Here is a 16,373-nt window from a genome sequence, read left to right on the forward strand (position 1 = left end):
GATGGCAGCGCAGCGTTCGTCAAGTGATCGCACCGACCATCCAGGGCACGAATTCATTGCTGCCATAGCCCAGCGATTCGCTGGCACTGGCGTCGCCGGACGCGACGGCGACGATCCGTTCGAAGATCGCCTCGCCCATCTCCTCCACCGAGACTTCACCGTCAATGATCGATCCGCAGTTGAGGTCCATATCCTCATCCATGGTCTCATACATATGCGTATTGGTGGCCAGCTTGAGACATGGCGCCGGCTTGAAGCCGGAGACCGAGCCACGTCCGGTGGTGAAGCACACCACGGTCGCCCCCGAGGCGATCTGTCCGGTGACCGAGACCGGGTCGTAACCGGGGCTGTCCATGAAATTGAAGCCCGGTACCTTGAGCGGTTCGGCGTACTCGAGCACATCGTTGAGGCTCGACGCCCCGCCCTTGGCCACCGCCCCCAGAGACTTCTCCAGAATCGTCGAAAGTCCGCCGGCCTTGTTGCCCGGCGAGGGATTGTTGTTGAGTTCCGCACCGTTGATCTCGGTGTAATGCTTCCACCAAGCGATGCGTGCCAGCAGCTTACGCGCGACATCTACATTCACCGCGCGATCCAGCAGCAGATGCTCGGCGCCATAGATCTCCGGCGTTTCGCTCAAGATCGCGCTGCCTCCGTGACGCACGATCAAATCGGCGGCGTGACCCAGCGCCGGGTTCGCGGTGATCCCCGAATAACCATCTGAACCGCCGCATTGCAACGCCACACTCAAGTGTTTGAGCGGCGCGGGGCGGCGCACATCGAGCTCATGCCCACGCGCCATCTCCAGCACCTTGTCGCAGGCCATCTGGATGCTCGCGCGCGTACCGCCGACCTGCTGAATGTTGAAGTAGGCCAGACGCGCCCCCTCCTCCAACCCCGATTTCTCGACGAGTTGCTTGACCTGGTTGGTTTCGCAACCTAGCCCGATAAGCACCACATGCGCGAAGTTGGGATGCCGCGCATAGCCCGCGATGACGCGCTCGAGGAAGGCAAATCCCTCGGACTCGGTATTCATCGCGCAGCCCGAACCGTGAGTGATCGGCACCACGCCATCGAACCCCAAGGCCGCGATCTCTCCCTCCGCATTGAGCCGTTCGGCGGCGACCTTGGCCACGGTCGCCGAACAGTTCACGGTGGACAGGATGCCGATGTAGTTGCGCGTGCCGACCTGCCCATTGGCACGGTGATAGCCCATGAAGGTGCGCTCCGAATCGCTCAGCGGCGTGCGCGGAAAAGGCTCGAAGCCCTCCAGCGAGGTATCGCGCTCGAGCATGGCGAGATTGTGGGTATGCACGTGCTCGCCGACAGCGATAGCGCGGCTCGCCTGACCGATGACCTGACCGTACTTGATGACCTTGTCGCCCTCGGCGAGCGCTGCCAGTGCCACCTTGTGCCCCGCATCTATATTGTGACGCGCCACACACTCGTCGACCCCCAGCGGCAGACCTTCCGGGACGGCACGCGTGGCGACGCCCACGTTATCGGCCGCGTTGAGTCGGATGACCGGCGGTGTCGTATTGATGAGCTGCATGAGGACCTCGCTGACAAGGACACGCCTCGCCGCCACGGAGGAGGGACGCATCGATTTCGCAACATTGGCTTTAAACTTACTCTCAGACGCCGTTCGGAAAACATCGATTAGACTAACGTCACAATATTGAATATTGCACACAATGTTCAATTAATATCTTAACGCACCAGAAGCAACCCCGCGAGCTCTCGCATAACGCGATAACCAAAAGAAATCACCACAATAAAATTGCGATTGGCCTGTTATTGCTAGTTCGCCTTAGTCTGATCCTGAAAAACACTCATTGACGCGGCGCAGACCGCTCTCTCTTCAGGACACTGGATCATGACCACGATCACCCACCTTCAAACGCGAGATATTCGCTTCCCTACCTCGCGTCAGCTCGATGGCTCGGACGCGATGAACGAAGCGCCGGATTATTCGGCCACCTACGTGACCCTGACCACCGATGCCGACGACACGCACCAGGGCCATGGCCTGACCTTCACCATCGGCCGCGGCAACGATGTCTGCGTCAAGGGCGTCGAGGCGCTGGCCTCGCGCATCGTGGGACGCGAGCTGGAGGCGATCACCGCCGACATGGGTACCTTCTGGCGCGATCTCACCAGCGGCGATAGCCAATTGCGCTGGCTGGGGCCGGAAAAGGGCGTCATGCATCTGGCGGCGGCGGCTATCGTCAACGCCGTGTGGGATCTGTGGGCCAAGCGCGAAGGCAAGCCGGTCTGGAAGCTGCTGGCGGACATGTCCCCCGAGCAGTTGGTCCAGTGCCTGGACTTCCGGTTCGTCACCGACGCCCTCACCCCACAGGAAGCCATTGCCTTGCTCAAGCGCCAGGAGGTCGGCAAAGCCGAACGCGAAGCGCACATGCGCATCGAGGGCTATCCCGCTTACACCACCTCCGCCGGCTGGCTCGGTTACTCCGAAGACAAGATGCGCCGCCTGGCGCGCGAGGCACTGGCCGAAGGCTGGACGCACTTCAAGCAAAAGGTCGGCGGCAACCTCGAAGAAGATCGCCAGCGCGCCCGCATACTGCGCGATGAAATCGGCTGGGACCGCGCGCTGATGATGGACGCCAACCAGATGTGGGAAGTCGATGAAGCCGTCGCCAACATGCGCAATCTGGCGGAATTCGACCCACTGTGGATCGAGGAACCCACCAGCCCCGACGACATCCTCGGCCATGCCGAAATTCGCCGCCGTCTCGACCCCATGGGCGTCGCCACCGGCGAGCATTGCCATAACCGCGTGATGTTCAAGCAACTGCTGCAGGCCGACGCCATCGACTACTGCCAGATCGATGCCGCGCGCTTGGGCGGGCTCAACGAGGTGATCCTGGTGTTGCTGATGGCCGCCAAGTTCGACGTGCCCGTCTGCCCGCACGGTGGCGGCGTGGGGCTGTGCGAATACACCCAGCACATTTCGCTGTTCGACTATATCGCGGTCTCCGGCTCGCTGGACGGTCGCATCCTCGAATACGTCGACCACCTCCACGAGCATTTCGTCGATCCGGTGCGCATTCACCAGGGGCGCTACCAGGTACCGGAGGCTCCCGGTTACAGCATCACCCTGCATGACAATTCTCTCGAACGTCATCGTTATCCCGAGGGAGAGGCCTGGCAAACGCCTTCCAACGAAAATTAATTGGCCATCTACGACTAACGATGAAGTCTCAAAGGGGGGCATCTAGGTGTATGTTCAACATTAAGATGATCAAGAGCAGACACAGCGTCTGCCAAAGACATCGAGTGACCCATCAGTAAACAAGAATTTCTGGTGCAGGTCGCGATGATACCGGTGTCATTCGTGACACACATGCCAGCACTAACCATCAGTTCCAGGAGGACAGGATGACAACAATCACAATGACACGCTTTGTTTCGGTCGTCAGCGGGGCCTTTCTCGGCTTGACCGCTTTGAGTGCTTCCGCAGCAACCGAAATGCCCGACTTGCCGGACGTCACAGGCGACAAGGTTCAAGCCGACGGCGACTTCAAGATCAAGTTCAGCATCGGTACTACGGAATCCGGCGCGCAATATCGCGGTCTTCAGTACTTCGAGAAGATCGTCGAGCAACGCAGCGACGGCAATATCCAGGTCGAACTTTTCCCCGGTGCCCAGTTGGGCGATGACCGCGAAGCCACCAGCGCATTGCAGGCGGGCACCCTGGAAATGACCATGCCCTCGACCTCACCGCTGGTGAACATGTTCCCGCAGTTCGCCGTCTTCGACCTGCCGTTCCTGTTCCCCGAGCCGGAAATGGCGGATGCCGTGCTCGATGGCGAGATCGGTCAGCAGATGCTCGAAGATGCATCCTCTCAGGGCCTGGTCGCCATCGGCTGGGGCGAGAACGGTTATCGCCAGTTGACCAACAGCCAGCATCCCGTCGAAAAGCCGGAAGATCTCGATGGCCTGAAGATCCGCACCATGGAAAACGATCTCCATCTGGATATCTGGCGGACCTTGGGCGCCAACCCCACGCCGATGTCCTTCGCCGAGCTTTTCACGGCGCTTGAACAAGGTGTCGTCGATGGTCAGGAAAACCCCTGGATCACCATCGAGTCGTCCAAGTTCAACGAGGTTCAGGACTACGCCACCGAAACCAACCACGTCTACACGCCCTTCATCACACTGGTCTCTGCTCGCTTCTGGGACCGTCTGCCGGAAGACTACCAAGCGCTGGTCCGCGACGCCGCTACCAAGATGGGCGACTACCAGCGTGACGTCAGCCGTACGCTGAACGATCAGATCAAGCAAGACCTGAAAGATTCAGGCATGCAGATCACCGAGCTCAGCAGCGACCAGGTCAAGGTCTTCCAGGACTCGCTGGAACCGGTCTATGAAGACTGGCGCGATGACATCGGCGGTGAGCTGATCGACGATATCCGCGAACAGGTGCAGCAAGAGCAAGAATAAGCACCCCGCATCATCAGTAGCACAACTCCGCAGGGAAGGTCGGCCACGCCCTTCCCTGCTTTAGGCACCAACAAGCTAAGCATCCCCCCCTGGAGGCTTCATGAAGTCACGTTCGGGTAACGCCTACTTGAACAAGCTGATAAGTGGACTGGACGTCATCATCGGGCTCCTCGTCATAGGCGTGGTCGTCACCGTCTCGATGAACGTCTTCGGCCGCTTTCTATTCAGCTACTCTTTTGCTTGGGCTGCGGAAATCTCACGCCTGTTCTTCATCTGGATGGTGCTACTGGGCGCAGGTATCGCCAGTCTGACCAACGAACACGTCGCCGTGACCCTGTTCAAGGATAAGGCGCCTCCCGTACTGCAAAAGATATTCGCCTCGGTTGCAGCAGCGATCATCTATGCCGTTTGCATCAGTATCTTTTTCGGTTTCAACAACATCATTTCAGGCTACGTGGGAACGACCCCTTTCCTGGGCATTTCCAAGACCGTCCTCTATAGCGCGATGGTGATCATGGCAATACTCACCATCATCGGTAATACCATGTTTCTCTACAAAGTCTTCAAGCGAGGTGCGGCATGATCCTATGGAGCATTCTCTTAGGGCTGTTCGCTTGCATCGTGATCGGCATGCCGATCTCGTTTGGCTTGGCCGCGATCTGCCTGTTCATTTTTCACTTCGCCGACTACGGCCTTTCCTCGCTGGTATCGGAAGCCGTCAACGGGCTTAACTCATTCCCCTTGTTGGCCATCCCCCTATTCATTCTCGTCGGCGAAGTCATGAGTTCGGGCGGTATCGCCAAGCGACTGGTACGCCTGGCAAGCGCCCTGGTGGGCTTCGTCGCTGGCGGCTTGGGCCAGGTAACCGTGCTGACCTCGATGTTCTTCGGTGGCATCAGCGGTTCCGCCGTGGCAGACGCATCCGCCGTGGGCAGCATGATGATCAACCCGATGAAGGAGCACGGGTATTCGGGGCCACGCGCCACCGCCATCGTCGTCGCCGCCTCGGTAGTGGGTATCATCATTCCGCCGTCGATTCCGATGATTCTCTTCGGGGTCGTGACCGGTACCTCGATTTCAGAACTGTTCATGGCCGGCATCGTACCGGGGATTCTGATCACCGTGGGCCTCGCCCTGGCGACGTACTTCCAGTCCAAGAAGACCGGCGCCGCACAACCGTTCGACTTCCAGGAACTCATCGCCGCACTCAAGGACTCCGTGCTTGCGTTGCTGCTGCCGATCATCATCGTCGGCGGTATCTTGAGCGGTGTCTTCACACCCACCGAAAGCGCCGCGATTGCCCTGCTGTACGCCGTAGTGGTCTCGATGTTCGTGTATCGCAGTCTCACCTTGAAGAGCTTCTTCTCTTTGTGTGTGACGACCGGCCGCTTGACCGGTGTGGTCCTGCTGCTGTTGGCGTTTGCCAGTGTCCTGGCATGGCTTTTGACCGCCAATATGATCCCGCAAGAGATCGTCGTCATGCTCTCGGAGCTGTCCCAGAACAAGTACTTCATCCTGGGTATTCTGACGTTGTTCCTGCTGGTCGTGGGTTTCTTCATGGACCTCACGCCGGCCATGGTCATTCTGGCGCCACTGATGACTCCGGTCGTCGTCAAACTGGGCATCGATCCGGTCTATTTCGGCGTCATGATGTCGTTCATCCTCGGCATCGGCCTGATCACACCGCCAGTGGGCACTGTGCTCTATGTCGGTTGCGGCGTCGGCAAGGTCAAGCTCGAAGAACTGGTCAAGAGCCTATTGCCCTACTACTTCACGCTGGTCGCCTTGCTTATCGCGTTCCTGGCCTTCCCCGGCCTGGTGCTTTGGTATAAGTAGTGCCTGGTATAAGTAGTGCTCTGGTATCAGTAGCGCTCTAGTACAAGGATATGACAGTGGAGCAAGACATCACCATGCCCATCGCCACGCAAGAACTGCATGACTTTCTCAGCGACTTGCTGGGTAGCAGCGGGGTCATCGACGACCCCGCGGCGTTTGCGCGCTATACCACCGACTGGGCCGGCGACAAGGGCGGCGATCCCTGGATGATCGCTCGCCCTGGCACTCCCGAACAGGTCGCCGACATCGTCGCGTTCTGCCATCGCCACCAGATTCCCATGGTGGCGCAGGGAGGCCACTCAGGTCTCGTCGGCGGCGCGCAACCCGATCCCGAGCGCGGTGAACTAATGATCAGCCTCGAGCGGCTGAACCGAATTCGTCACCTCGATCCCATCAATTTCAGCATGAGTGTAGATAGCGGCTGCATCCTGCAGAACGTCAAGGATGCCGCCGAAGAGGCGGATTGCTACTTCCCGCTCGCCCTAGGCGCACAAGGGAGCTGCCAGATAGGCGGCAACGTCTCCACCAACGCCGGTGGGCTCAACGTGTTGCGCTACGGCATGATGCGCCAACTGGTACTGGGGCTGGAGGTCGTGCTGCCCGACGGACGCTTGTGGAACGGCATGCATGCCCTGCACAAGGACAACCGCGGTTACGACCTCAAGCAGTTGTTCATCGGTGCCGAAGGCACGCTGGGCATCGTCACCGGCGCCGTGCTCAAGCTCGCCCCTCGGCCGCAGACCAGCCGCACTGCGCTGATCGCCGTGCCCGATATCGCCTCGGTATTGGCGCTTTACGCCCAGGCACGGCGTAGCTGCTGCGACCTGCTCTCGGCGTTCGAGTTGATTCCTCGTGTGTGCATGGAACTGGCATTCGAAGCCGCGCCGGATCTCCCCGACCCGCTCGACGAAGCGTACCCGGTCTATGTCTTGATGGAAGTCTCGGCAAGCGGCCCGGCGGATCTCGACACGATGATCGAGCATCTCTTCGAGACAGGGTCGGATCAAGGGAATGTACTGGATGGCGTCCTCGCCAGCAGCGAGACGCAGGCGGCCCAGCTATGGCAGATCCGTGAAAGCATGCTCGAAGGCCAGCAGATGCGCGGTGAACACCTGCGCACCGATATCTCGCTGCCCATTTCGTCGTTGACGGCGTTCTGCGACACCGCCAATCACGCCATGGCCCAGCGCTCGCCGGAGACACAGGTCATCGCCTACGGCCACATCGGCGACGGCAACCTGCACTTCAACCTTCTGCCACCCGCGAATCTCGACCTCGAAGCCAAAAAGGCCCTGCTGCATGAGCTGGAAGATGTCCTGTTCGATCTCGTCGACGCCCACCACGGTAGCATCAGCGCCGAACACGGCATCGGGCGCGTCAAACAGGTACCTTTCCTCGAAGATTTGGACGAGACCGAATACACGCTCCTGAAAGGTCTCAAACACCTCTTCGACCCGGAGGGGCTAATGGCCGCCGGCCGTATCCTGCCACGTTGAGCTTTCCGCCACCGCCTTCCCCAATACCAGAAGGGGGCCCACCATGAGACTTCAAAACAAGACGGCACTGGTCACCGCTGCGGGCCAAGGCATCGGGCGCGCCACGGTAGAGCGCTTCCTCGCCGAAGGCGCTAACGTCATCGCCACCGATATCGATATCAGTCTGCTCTCTGACCTCGCAGGCGCTCACGTGTATCGGCTCGATGTCACGCAACGCGCTGAAATCGATACGCTGGCCAATGAACTTGGCGAGCTCGATATTCTATTCAACTGCGCCGGCATGGTGCCGGGCGGCTCGATACTGGAATGCGACGATGCCACTTGGGAGCGCAGCTTCGGCCTCAACGTGACCGCCATGTTCCACATGATTCAGGCCTTTCTCCCCGGCATGCTCAATCGAGGCGGCGGCAGTATCGTCAACATGGCCTCGCTGGCGTCCAGTCTCAAAGGCGTTCCCAACCGCTTTGCCTACGGCACCACCAAGGCAGCCGTCATCGGCTTGACCAAGTCGGTCGCGGCCGACTACATGACGCAAGGCATCCGCTGCAATGCCATCTGCCCCGGCACCGTCGAGTCGCCCTCACTGCATCAGCGCATCGAGGCCCAGGCCCAGCAACAAGGGCGCGATAAAGCGGCGGTCTTTCAGGATTTCATCGACCGTCAGCCCATGGGACGGCTCGGACGTCCGGAAGAAGTCGCGGCCTTGGCGACATTTCTCGCCTCGGACGAAGCAGCCTTCATCACCGGCACCGCGCAATTGATCGACGGCGGCTGGGCCAATTGACCACTGCCTTCGTAACGATCAGCGCCCCGGAACCGGCGCAACACTCGTAGCTGTCGTTTATAGCGCCCCGAAACCGGCGCAACGCTCGTAGCTCGTAGCTCGTAGCTGACCATCAGACTCAAATCGCTAACGGATACATAAGAGGAAATCGCATGAAACTGCTACGCCACGGCCCCAAGGGCCAGGAAAAGCCCGGGCTGCTGGATGCCAACGGCAAAATTCGCGATCTTTCGTCGCTCATCAAGGATGTCGCCGGCGAATCGCTTTCCGATGCCGCCCTGGCCCACATCGCAAAAGCCGATCCTGAAAGCCTGCCGGAGGTACCCGAGGGCACTCGTCTCGGCCCCTGCGTGGGCCAGGTCGGCAAGTTCATCTGCATCGGCCTCAACTATTCCGACCACGCCGCCGAAACCGGCGCCGAAGTGCCGACGGAGCCGGTCGTCTTCAACAAATGGACAAGTGCCATCTGCGGCCCGAACGATGACGTGGAAATTCCCCGCGACTCGCAAAAGACCGATTGGGAAGTCGAACTCGGCGTGATCATCGGCAAGGGCGGACGCTATATCGACGAGGCCGACGCCATGGATCATGTTGCCGGCTACTGCGTGGTCAACGATGTCTCCGAGCGGGAATTCCAGCTCGAGCGCAGCGGCAGTTGGGACAAAGGCAAGGGCTGCGACACCTTCGGCCCGCTCGGCCCCTGGCTGGTCACTCGCGATGAGATCGGCGATCCCCAAGCGCTCGACATGTGGCTGGAAGTCGATGGCAAGCGTTATCAGGACGGCAACAGCCGCACCATGGTCTACCAGATCCCCTATCTAGTGGCGTACCTGAGCCGCTTCATGAGCCTGCAGCCCGGCGATGTCATATCCACCGGCACACCGCCGGGCGTCGGCGCCGGTCAGAAACCACAGGTCTTCCTCAAGCCCGGCCAGACCATGCGTCTGGGCATCGAGGGCCTCGGCGAACAGCAACAGCACACCAAACAGGCGTAACCAAGCCCTCTCTTCACGCCTCCAACGCCGCCTTGGCCATGACCTCTGCGGCGGCCCCCCGCGCAGCGGTAAAGGTGCTGTCGTGAATCACCTTGATGGGAACGCGCTGCGTCCCGCGCAGCAAGTCATTCTGATGGGCTTCGAAGTAGGCCAGCGCCGGCGTTACCAAGGGAAGCCCCAAGCGCATCAATGACCCGCCGAGTACCATCATGGCGGGATTGAGCGTGTGGTGCAGGTTAAGCATAAGGGTTCCCAGAGCTTCGCCGGCACGCCTTAGCGTCGCATCGACCTCGGCATCGTCACCGCGCGCCGTTATTGCCGTTACCAGGTTTTCGGCATCGTCGATGCCCAATGCAGCGCGAATCGCCCATCCACTGACCAGGGTCTCGGCACAGCCGCGATTGCCACAGTGGCAATAAAGCCCGCCCGGCTGCACGATGGTGTGACCGATTTCGCCTACCAGGCCTTGCATGCCACGCGGCACCAGGGGGTAATTGTCGCCGGTGACAAGACCGCTACCGATACCGCTCGCCGCACTGATATAGACGATGGATTCCGGCGGAATGCCGTCGTGGAAGTAGAACTCGCCAAAGGCCGCAGCGTTGGCTTCGTTATCCAGAAGCCAGATACCATCGAACTCCGGCAGATACGGACGAAGCACCTCGAGGAAGGCGACATCGACCCACCCCAGATTGGGCGCGAGCCGCAGGATGGGCTGTTCCGGCGACACCGGCCCCGGCACCGTCACGCCCAAGCCCAGGCAGTGCCGCTCGGCAATAATGGGATCGTCGCGCATGGCGCGCAGCATGGCCGCCAGGCGCACCGCCGTTTCTTCGGGCGTCGTAGGCGCCTCGGTGACACAACGCTGCATGAGCACCTCGCCGCCCAGGGTGCAAGCCACGATACGTAGCCCTCTCACGCCGATGTCCGCCCCCAACAGCACATGATGGGTATCATCCAGATAAAGGGCACGCCCCGGACGTCCACCGCCCCGCGGCTGCAGCTCGCCCTCCCGCAGCCAGCCACGCTCCAGAAGCGCTTGCACCACGCCGCCCACCGTCGCCTTGGTCAGTTGGGTGCGCGCCGCGATATCGGCTCGTGTCGCACCGGGATAACGGCGCACTGTCGCCAGGATCGAACTGCGATTGAGCTTCTTGAGAAAATTGAGATCACCGGCGCCTTGAGGGGCAAAGGTACTAACCATGGCAATACGAGATGCCTCGCTGAAAAGCTGATCGAATTCCGCAATATATCAAATATCGCCCCTGCTCGAGAGAAGCGCCTCACGGAACCATGATTTCCCATCCGATCTTCTTTATACCCCCATCTATGACCATGGTCGCATGGAAATCATCCCTCCTCTGAACGATCATTCACTTAGTTAAATCTGTTAACTAAGCGCGTCATTCCAGCGATTATCTGCTTCCAATGCAATAGAGGGCCTGCATGAGTTCCGCAATTTACCCCAGCCTCAAGGACAAGACGGTCGTCATCACCGGTGGCGGTTCCGGCATCGGCGCCGGCTTGGTCGAAGCCTTCGTCAACCAGGGCGCAAACGTCCATTTCCTGGATATCGCCGAGACGCTCGCCAACGAGCTGGTCGAGAAATGCAATGGTGCGCCGCATTTCCACTACTGCGACCTGACCCAGCCCGACCAGCTCCGCGCCACGCTGAGCGCCATCGGTGACGTCGACGTGCTGATCAATAACGCCGCCAACGACGACCGCCACACGCTCGAAGACGTCACGCCCGAGTACTGGGAAGACCGCATGAACGTCAACCTGCGACACCTGGTGCTCGCCGCCCGTGAGGTGGCGCCCGCCATGCGTCGTCAAGGCCAGGGAGCGATCATCAACCTGGGGTCGATCAGTTGGCACCTGGGGCAGTCAGACATACTGCTCTACGAAACCGCCAAGGCCGGTATCGAAGGCCTGACCCGCGCCCTGGCGAGCGATCTGGGCGGCGACGGCATCCGCGTCAACTGCATCATCCCCGGCAACGTCAAGACGCCACGCCAATCGCGTTGGTATAGCCCCGAGGACGAAGCGCAGATCGTCGAAGAGCAAAAGCTCAAGGTACGCATTCACCCTCATCACGTGGCCGCGATGGCGCTGTTCCTGGCTTCGGATGACGCCGCTGCCTGCACCGCTCACAACTACTGGGTCGACGCCGGCTGGCTGTAAGTCCTAGTCGCTGGCCCTCGCCACCAACAACAACGGAGCACATCATGCCAACATACAGCGATTCGCAACGTTCCCTGATCGTTTTCCTCACCTGCTGCGTCGCCGCCATCGGCGGCTTCCTGTTCGGCTTCGATAGCGGGGTCATCAACGGTACCGTCGATGGCCTGCAATCCTCGTTCAATTCCGACAGCGTCGGCACCGGTTTCAATGTCGCCTCCATGCTGCTGGGTTGTGCGGTAGGGGCATTCTTTGCCGGTCGTCTGGCCGATAAGTACGGTCGTCGCACCCTGCTGCTCGTCGCCGCCGTCTTCTTCATCGTCAGCGCCTGGGGGTCGGGTGTCGCCGGTGGGTCGATGGAATTCGTCATCTACCGGATTCTCGGCGGTCTGGCCGTGGGCGCCGCGAGTGTCATGGCACCGGCTTACATCAGCGAAATCGCCCCTGCACACCTGCGTGGACGACTCGCCACCATCCAGCAGATCGCCATCATCTCGGGGCTGTTCTTCTCGTTTCTGAACAACTACCTGCTGGCCAATACCGCAGGCTCCTCCACCTCCGAGCTATGGTTTGGCTTTACCGCCTGGCGCTGGATGTTCTGGATGGAATTGATCCCCGCGACGATCTTCCTGGTCGCGCTGTTGTTCATTCCGGAAAGCCCGCGTTATCTGGTCGCCGCCCGTCGCGATGAGCGTGCCGAACGCGTCCTGCACATGATCTACAACGAAAGCGACGCCAAGGAGCGACTGGCCCAGATCCGCGATTCCCTCTCGGAGCAGCGCAAACCGCGCTTCAGCGACTTGATCAACCCCAAGACCGGGAAGGTAATCAGCCTGGTCTGGATCGGGATCGGCCTGGCCGTGTTCCAGCAGCTAGTGGGGATCAACGTCGTCTTCTACTACGGTGCCGTCCTCTGGCAAGCCGTGGGCTTCTCCGAAGGCGATGCCTTGCTGATCAACGTCATCAGTGGGGCGGTAAGTATTGCGGCCTGCCTCGGCGCCATCGCCTTGATCGACCGCATTGGGCGTAAACCGCTGCTGTGGGGCGGTTCCGTCGGCATGGCCATCACGCTCGCCATCCTCGTCTATGCCTTCTCCACCGCCGAGATGGTCGACGGAAGCCTGAATCTCTCTCCGGGCAATGGCGTGCTCGCGCTGATCGCCGCCAACGCTTATGTGTTTTTCTTCAACAGCTCCTGGGGCCCGGTCATGTGGGTTATGCTTGGCGAGATGTTCCCCAACCAGGTACGTGGTTCAGGGCTTGCCATCGCGGGTCTGTTCCAATGGGGTAGCAACTTCGCCATTACCATGACCTTCCCGATCATGCTCGCCTCCATCGGCCTGACCGGCGCTTATAGCTTCTACGCCATCTGCGCGGTCATCTCGATCTTCTTCGTCATCAAATTCGTCCGCGAAACGAAGGGTCGTGAGCTCGAGGACATGGCTTACGCATAATGGTGACCATCCGGTGTCGGAGGAAACTCCGACACCGGTTGTCGTTTTTGGCGCCATTTAGCTCCAAGGAGAGATCACGATGCCGACACTCATTACCCCACAGACAACACCGCGCGTCGTCCATCCGGCCCACAACATTCTGGGCGAAGGGCCACTATGGGACGCGACGGAACAAGCGCTTTACTGGGTGGATATCAAAGGCCACTGTCTGCAGCGTTTCGACGCTGCTGGCGTTCATCATTGGCAATTCGACGAGGAAATCACCAGTGTGCATCGTCACGCCGAAGGTGGATTCATCGTCACGCTGCGACACGCCATCGCCCGCCTGCACCTACCTGAAGGTAAGCTCGAAAAGTGGCTGACGCCCGAGCCCGAACTCCCCGGCAATCGCTTCAACGATGCCGTGGTCGATACCAGCGGCAATCTCTGGTGCGGCACCATGGACGACGCCGAGGGCCACACCAGCGGTTCGCTCTATCGCGTGCGTCCAGACGGTGACTGCCAACGCCAGGATAGCGGTTACATCGTCACCAACGGCCCGGTGCTCTCGCCTCAGGGCGATTGGCTCTACCACACCGACACACTGGAACGCCTCATCTATCGCTTCGCCGTGGATGAACATGGCAATCTCTCGAATCGCGAGCCCTTCATCCGTATCCCTCAGGATCAGGGCTGCCCCGATGGCATGACCACCGACCGCGACGGCAACCTCTGGGTCTGCCAATTCGGCGGCTGGCGTATCAGCATATTCGATAGCCAAGGCCAACTGCGCGAAGAAATCCCCATGCCCGTCGCCAACATCACCAGTTGCACCTTCGGCGGCCCCGACCTCTCCACGCTGTACATCACCACCGCACGCAAGGGTCTCGACGACGACGCTCTGGCCAGACAACCCGATGCCGGTGCGCTATTCGCTATCGATACTCAGGCACAAGGCTTGCCGGCCGTGGCTTTCGCAGCCCCGACGTAACACCTTCCTTCATCCCTGAAAGCAAAACGGCCCCGCTGCCAAGGTAGCGGGGCCGTCGTTTATCTATCAGCCCACGTTCAGGCGGTCGGCAACGCCTTGGGTGAGTTGTTAGCGTCAGTGTCGTCTTCCTGATAGGCCGCGTTGCTGACCTTGAAACGCCCCACCAGCACATGCATGTCGTTGGCTCGTTCATCCAGCGACAGGCTGGCCGAGGAGGCTTCCTGCACCAGCGAAGCGTTTTGCTGGGTCACCTGGTCGAGCTGGGCAATCGCCTGATTGATCTGGTCGATCCCCGTCGACTGCTCTTGCGTCGCCTCGGCGATTTCGGAGACGAACTGCGACACCTTGTCGACGCTATCGACGATCTCGCGTAGATGCCCACCGGTTTCTTCGACCAGCTCAGCGCCCTCGCCCACCTTGGTCACGCTGTCCTTGACCAAGTGGCGAATCTGCTCGGCCTCGTCGGCACTGCGGCTGGCAAGACGACGCACCTCTTCGGCGACGACGGCGAAACCACGCCCGTGCTCGCCAGCGCGGGCCGCTTCCACCGAGGCGTTCAAGGCCAGCAGATTGGTCTGGAAGGCAATGGAATCGATCGCCTCGACGATGGTGGAAATCTTGGCACTGGAGTCGCGAATTTCCTGCATCGCGCGATGCGTCCGATCCCCCACATCGCCGGCTTCACGGGCACGCTGGCCGACCCCATGGCTCATGTCCCGTGCCTGGTTAGCATAATCGGCGGTCTGCTTCACGGTCGCGGTGATTTCCTCGAGACTCGCTGCCGTCTCGGCCAACGACGAAGACTGCTCATCGGTGCGTTGTGCCAAGTCCTGATTGCCCGAGGCGATCTGACGGCTGCTGGAGGCCACCGACTCGGCCCCGTCGCGAATCTGCGCAATCAAGCGCTCGAAGGTCACCATCATCTGATTGAAGGCCTGCGCGGTATGGCCGATTTCGTCGCCATGGCGCACTTTCAAGCGCATCGACAAGTCACCGGTTTGCCCCGCCGCCCCGCTAATGCCTTCCATCTGACGGCGCATTTCACCGATAGGCTTGAGCACCCGGGTCATGACGCGCCAACCCACCGCCGCCAGAATCACGATCACGATCAGCAGTACCACCAGTTGCAATACGCGCCCGGCTTGCGCCGTCGCGGCAGCTTGTTGAGCGGCGTCATCGGCGCGCTCAGCGGCATAACCTTCGACACCCTCCAGGCTATCGCGCATGCCCTCCATCGCCTGGGAAACGCCAGCCAAGGCCTGCTGGGAACGCTCGCGCAAGCCAAGTTGTCGGTCACGCAACGCATAGACGGCGTTGTCCCCCGTGAGCATCAGTTCATTCAACTCAGTCACGACATCTTCCAACTGCGCGGCACTTTGCTGCTGCGCCGAGGTCGCACCGGCCGCGCCCTCGATACTCGCCAACGCCTGGTGGATCCGCGAAATTTGCTGAGCGATCTGGTTATAGCGCAGATCGACCAAAGCATCGTGGCTATCGACCTGCATCAATTGACGCCCCTGGTCGGCCAATTGGGCGACCAGCATCTGCACGTCGCCGCTGAGCCCTGCGATATTGGTACGTTGCTCCGTCAGCGTATCGAGCATCGACATCGGCACCATGGACCGCCCATCGCCCTCCATCGTCTGGATACGCTGCGTCAACGCGCGTTTTTCGCGCACATCGGAGAGCATCGCGCGCCCCGCCATCGACTCGGCGTCGGTCGACACCTCGGCGATCTTTTCCTGCATCTCGGCAATACGTGCGCGCATGGAAGCGGTCAGCGCAACGTCCTCGCGGCGTACCTCTTCCAATGCGGTATCGGCCTGACGCAAGTCGCTATAATCGCTATCCAGCCTCTCCAGCAACGTCTTATCGGCCATCATCAACGATCCCAACCGTTCGCGGACCGCCTTGAAGCGCTCATCGGCACTGGCTTGTGTGGGCGCCGCGTCGAGCGCCGCTTCGCTCTGGGCGGCGAGCAGGGCCGACTGCCGCTGGCGATAACGCGTCAACGCATCGCTCATATCGCGACTCGCCGCCTGCTGCGGTAATATCTCATCGGTAAATAGATGCTGCGCCTCTATCAACCGCTGGTTGGACAAGAACCCTGCCGCCGCGGGAATCACCGCGCCAAGTACCGCGGCCACGAACAACCCGATCAACATCGCCCGTAGGCTCAAACTCTTCTTCATGGGG

13 protein-coding genes are annotated in these 16,373 nt (G+C 60.5%); 10 read left to right on the forward strand and 3 right to left on the reverse strand.

What is annotated here, in order from left to right; all coding sequences use genetic code 11:
- Positions 1–19 precede the first annotated feature (19 nt).
- Entirely contained in the window at positions 20–1,549 is a 1,530-nt protein-coding gene (locus L1073_RS00555) for a UxaA family hydrolase (RefSeq protein WP_246896245.1), read from the reverse strand.
- 324 nt (positions 1,550–1,873) lie between these two features.
- On the opposite strand from L1073_RS00555, the gene L1073_RS00560 reads away from it, so the two are divergent.
- From L1073_RS00560 to L1073_RS00590, 7 genes are all read left to right on the forward strand, one after another.
- Positions 1,874–3,190 (forward strand): L-fuconate dehydratase, encoded by a 1,317-nt coding sequence (locus L1073_RS00560; RefSeq protein WP_246896247.1) that lies wholly within the window; start codon positions 1,874–1,876, stop codon positions 3,188–3,190.
- Between the two features lie 206 nt (positions 3,191–3,396).
- Positions 3,397–4,461 carry a TRAP transporter substrate-binding protein gene (locus L1073_RS00565; RefSeq protein WP_246896248.1) on the forward strand — a complete coding sequence of 355 codons (1,065 nt, stop codon included), beginning with the start codon at positions 3,397–3,399 and terminating at the stop codon, positions 4,459–4,461.
- A gap of 100 nt (positions 4,462–4,561) precedes the next feature.
- The gene (locus L1073_RS00570; RefSeq protein WP_246896250.1) at positions 4,562–5,044 is read left to right on the forward strand and encodes a TRAP transporter small permease; all 483 of its coding nucleotides are present in this window, start codon (positions 4,562–4,564) and stop codon (positions 5,042–5,044) included.
- A complete protein-coding gene (locus tag L1073_RS00575; protein WP_246896251.1) occupies positions 5,041–6,297 on the forward strand; it encodes a TRAP transporter large permease in 1,257 nt (418 codons plus the stop codon). Before L1073_RS00570 ends, L1073_RS00575 begins: the two co-directional genes overlap by 4 nt.
- 74 nt (positions 6,298–6,371) lie before the next feature.
- Positions 6,372–7,793, forward strand: coding sequence for an FAD-binding oxidoreductase (locus L1073_RS00580; protein ID WP_246896932.1), 1,422 nt, complete (start codon positions 6,372–6,374; stop codon positions 7,791–7,793).
- 43 nt (positions 7,794–7,836) lie between these two features.
- Positions 7,837–8,577 (forward strand): SDR family oxidoreductase, encoded by a 741-nt coding sequence (locus L1073_RS00585; protein ID WP_246896252.1) that lies wholly within the window; start codon positions 7,837–7,839, stop codon positions 8,575–8,577.
- A 152-nt stretch (positions 8,578–8,729) separates the two neighbouring features.
- Entirely contained in the window at positions 8,730–9,572 is an 843-nt protein-coding gene (locus L1073_RS00590) for a fumarylacetoacetate hydrolase family protein (protein WP_246896253.1), read from the forward strand.
- Positions 9,573–9,585: 13 nt separating this feature from the next.
- Here the strand turns inward: L1073_RS00590 and L1073_RS00595 are convergent, their stop codons facing one another.
- A complete protein-coding gene (locus L1073_RS00595; protein ID WP_246896254.1) occupies positions 9,586–10,776 on the reverse strand; it encodes an ROK family transcriptional regulator in 1,191 nt (396 codons plus the stop codon).
- 242 nt (positions 10,777–11,018) lie between these two features.
- Between L1073_RS00595 and xylB the strand changes: the two genes are divergently transcribed.
- The 3 genes from xylB to L1073_RS00610 all read left to right on the forward strand — a co-directional run bounded on the left by xylB (position 11,019) and on the right by L1073_RS00610 (position 14,177).
- Positions 11,019–11,756: a D-xylose 1-dehydrogenase gene (xylB, locus tag L1073_RS00600; protein WP_246896255.1), complete on the forward strand. Its 738-nt coding sequence runs from the start codon at positions 11,019–11,021 to the stop codon at positions 11,754–11,756.
- 44 nt (positions 11,757–11,800) lie between these two features.
- Positions 11,801–13,207, forward strand: coding sequence for a sugar porter family MFS transporter (locus L1073_RS00605; protein WP_246896257.1), 1,407 nt, complete (start codon positions 11,801–11,803; stop codon positions 13,205–13,207).
- 79 nt (positions 13,208–13,286) lie between these two features.
- Positions 13,287–14,177 (forward strand): SMP-30/gluconolactonase/LRE family protein, encoded by an 891-nt coding sequence (locus L1073_RS00610; protein WP_246896258.1) that lies wholly within the window; start codon positions 13,287–13,289, stop codon positions 14,175–14,177.
- A 77-nt stretch (positions 14,178–14,254) separates the two neighbouring features.
- Here L1073_RS00610 and L1073_RS00615 read toward each other — a convergent pair whose 3' ends face one another.
- Positions 14,255–16,369, reverse strand: a complete 2,115-nt coding sequence (locus L1073_RS00615; protein ID WP_246896259.1) for a methyl-accepting chemotaxis protein — start codon at positions 16,367–16,369, stop codon at positions 14,255–14,257.
- Positions 16,370–16,373: the final 4 nt, after the last annotated feature.

Origin of the sequence: Chromohalobacter nigrandesensis (genome assembly GCF_023061285.1) — a bacterium.
Classification (GTDB): Bacteria; Pseudomonadota; Gammaproteobacteria; order Pseudomonadales; family Halomonadaceae; genus Chromohalobacter; species Chromohalobacter nigrandesensis.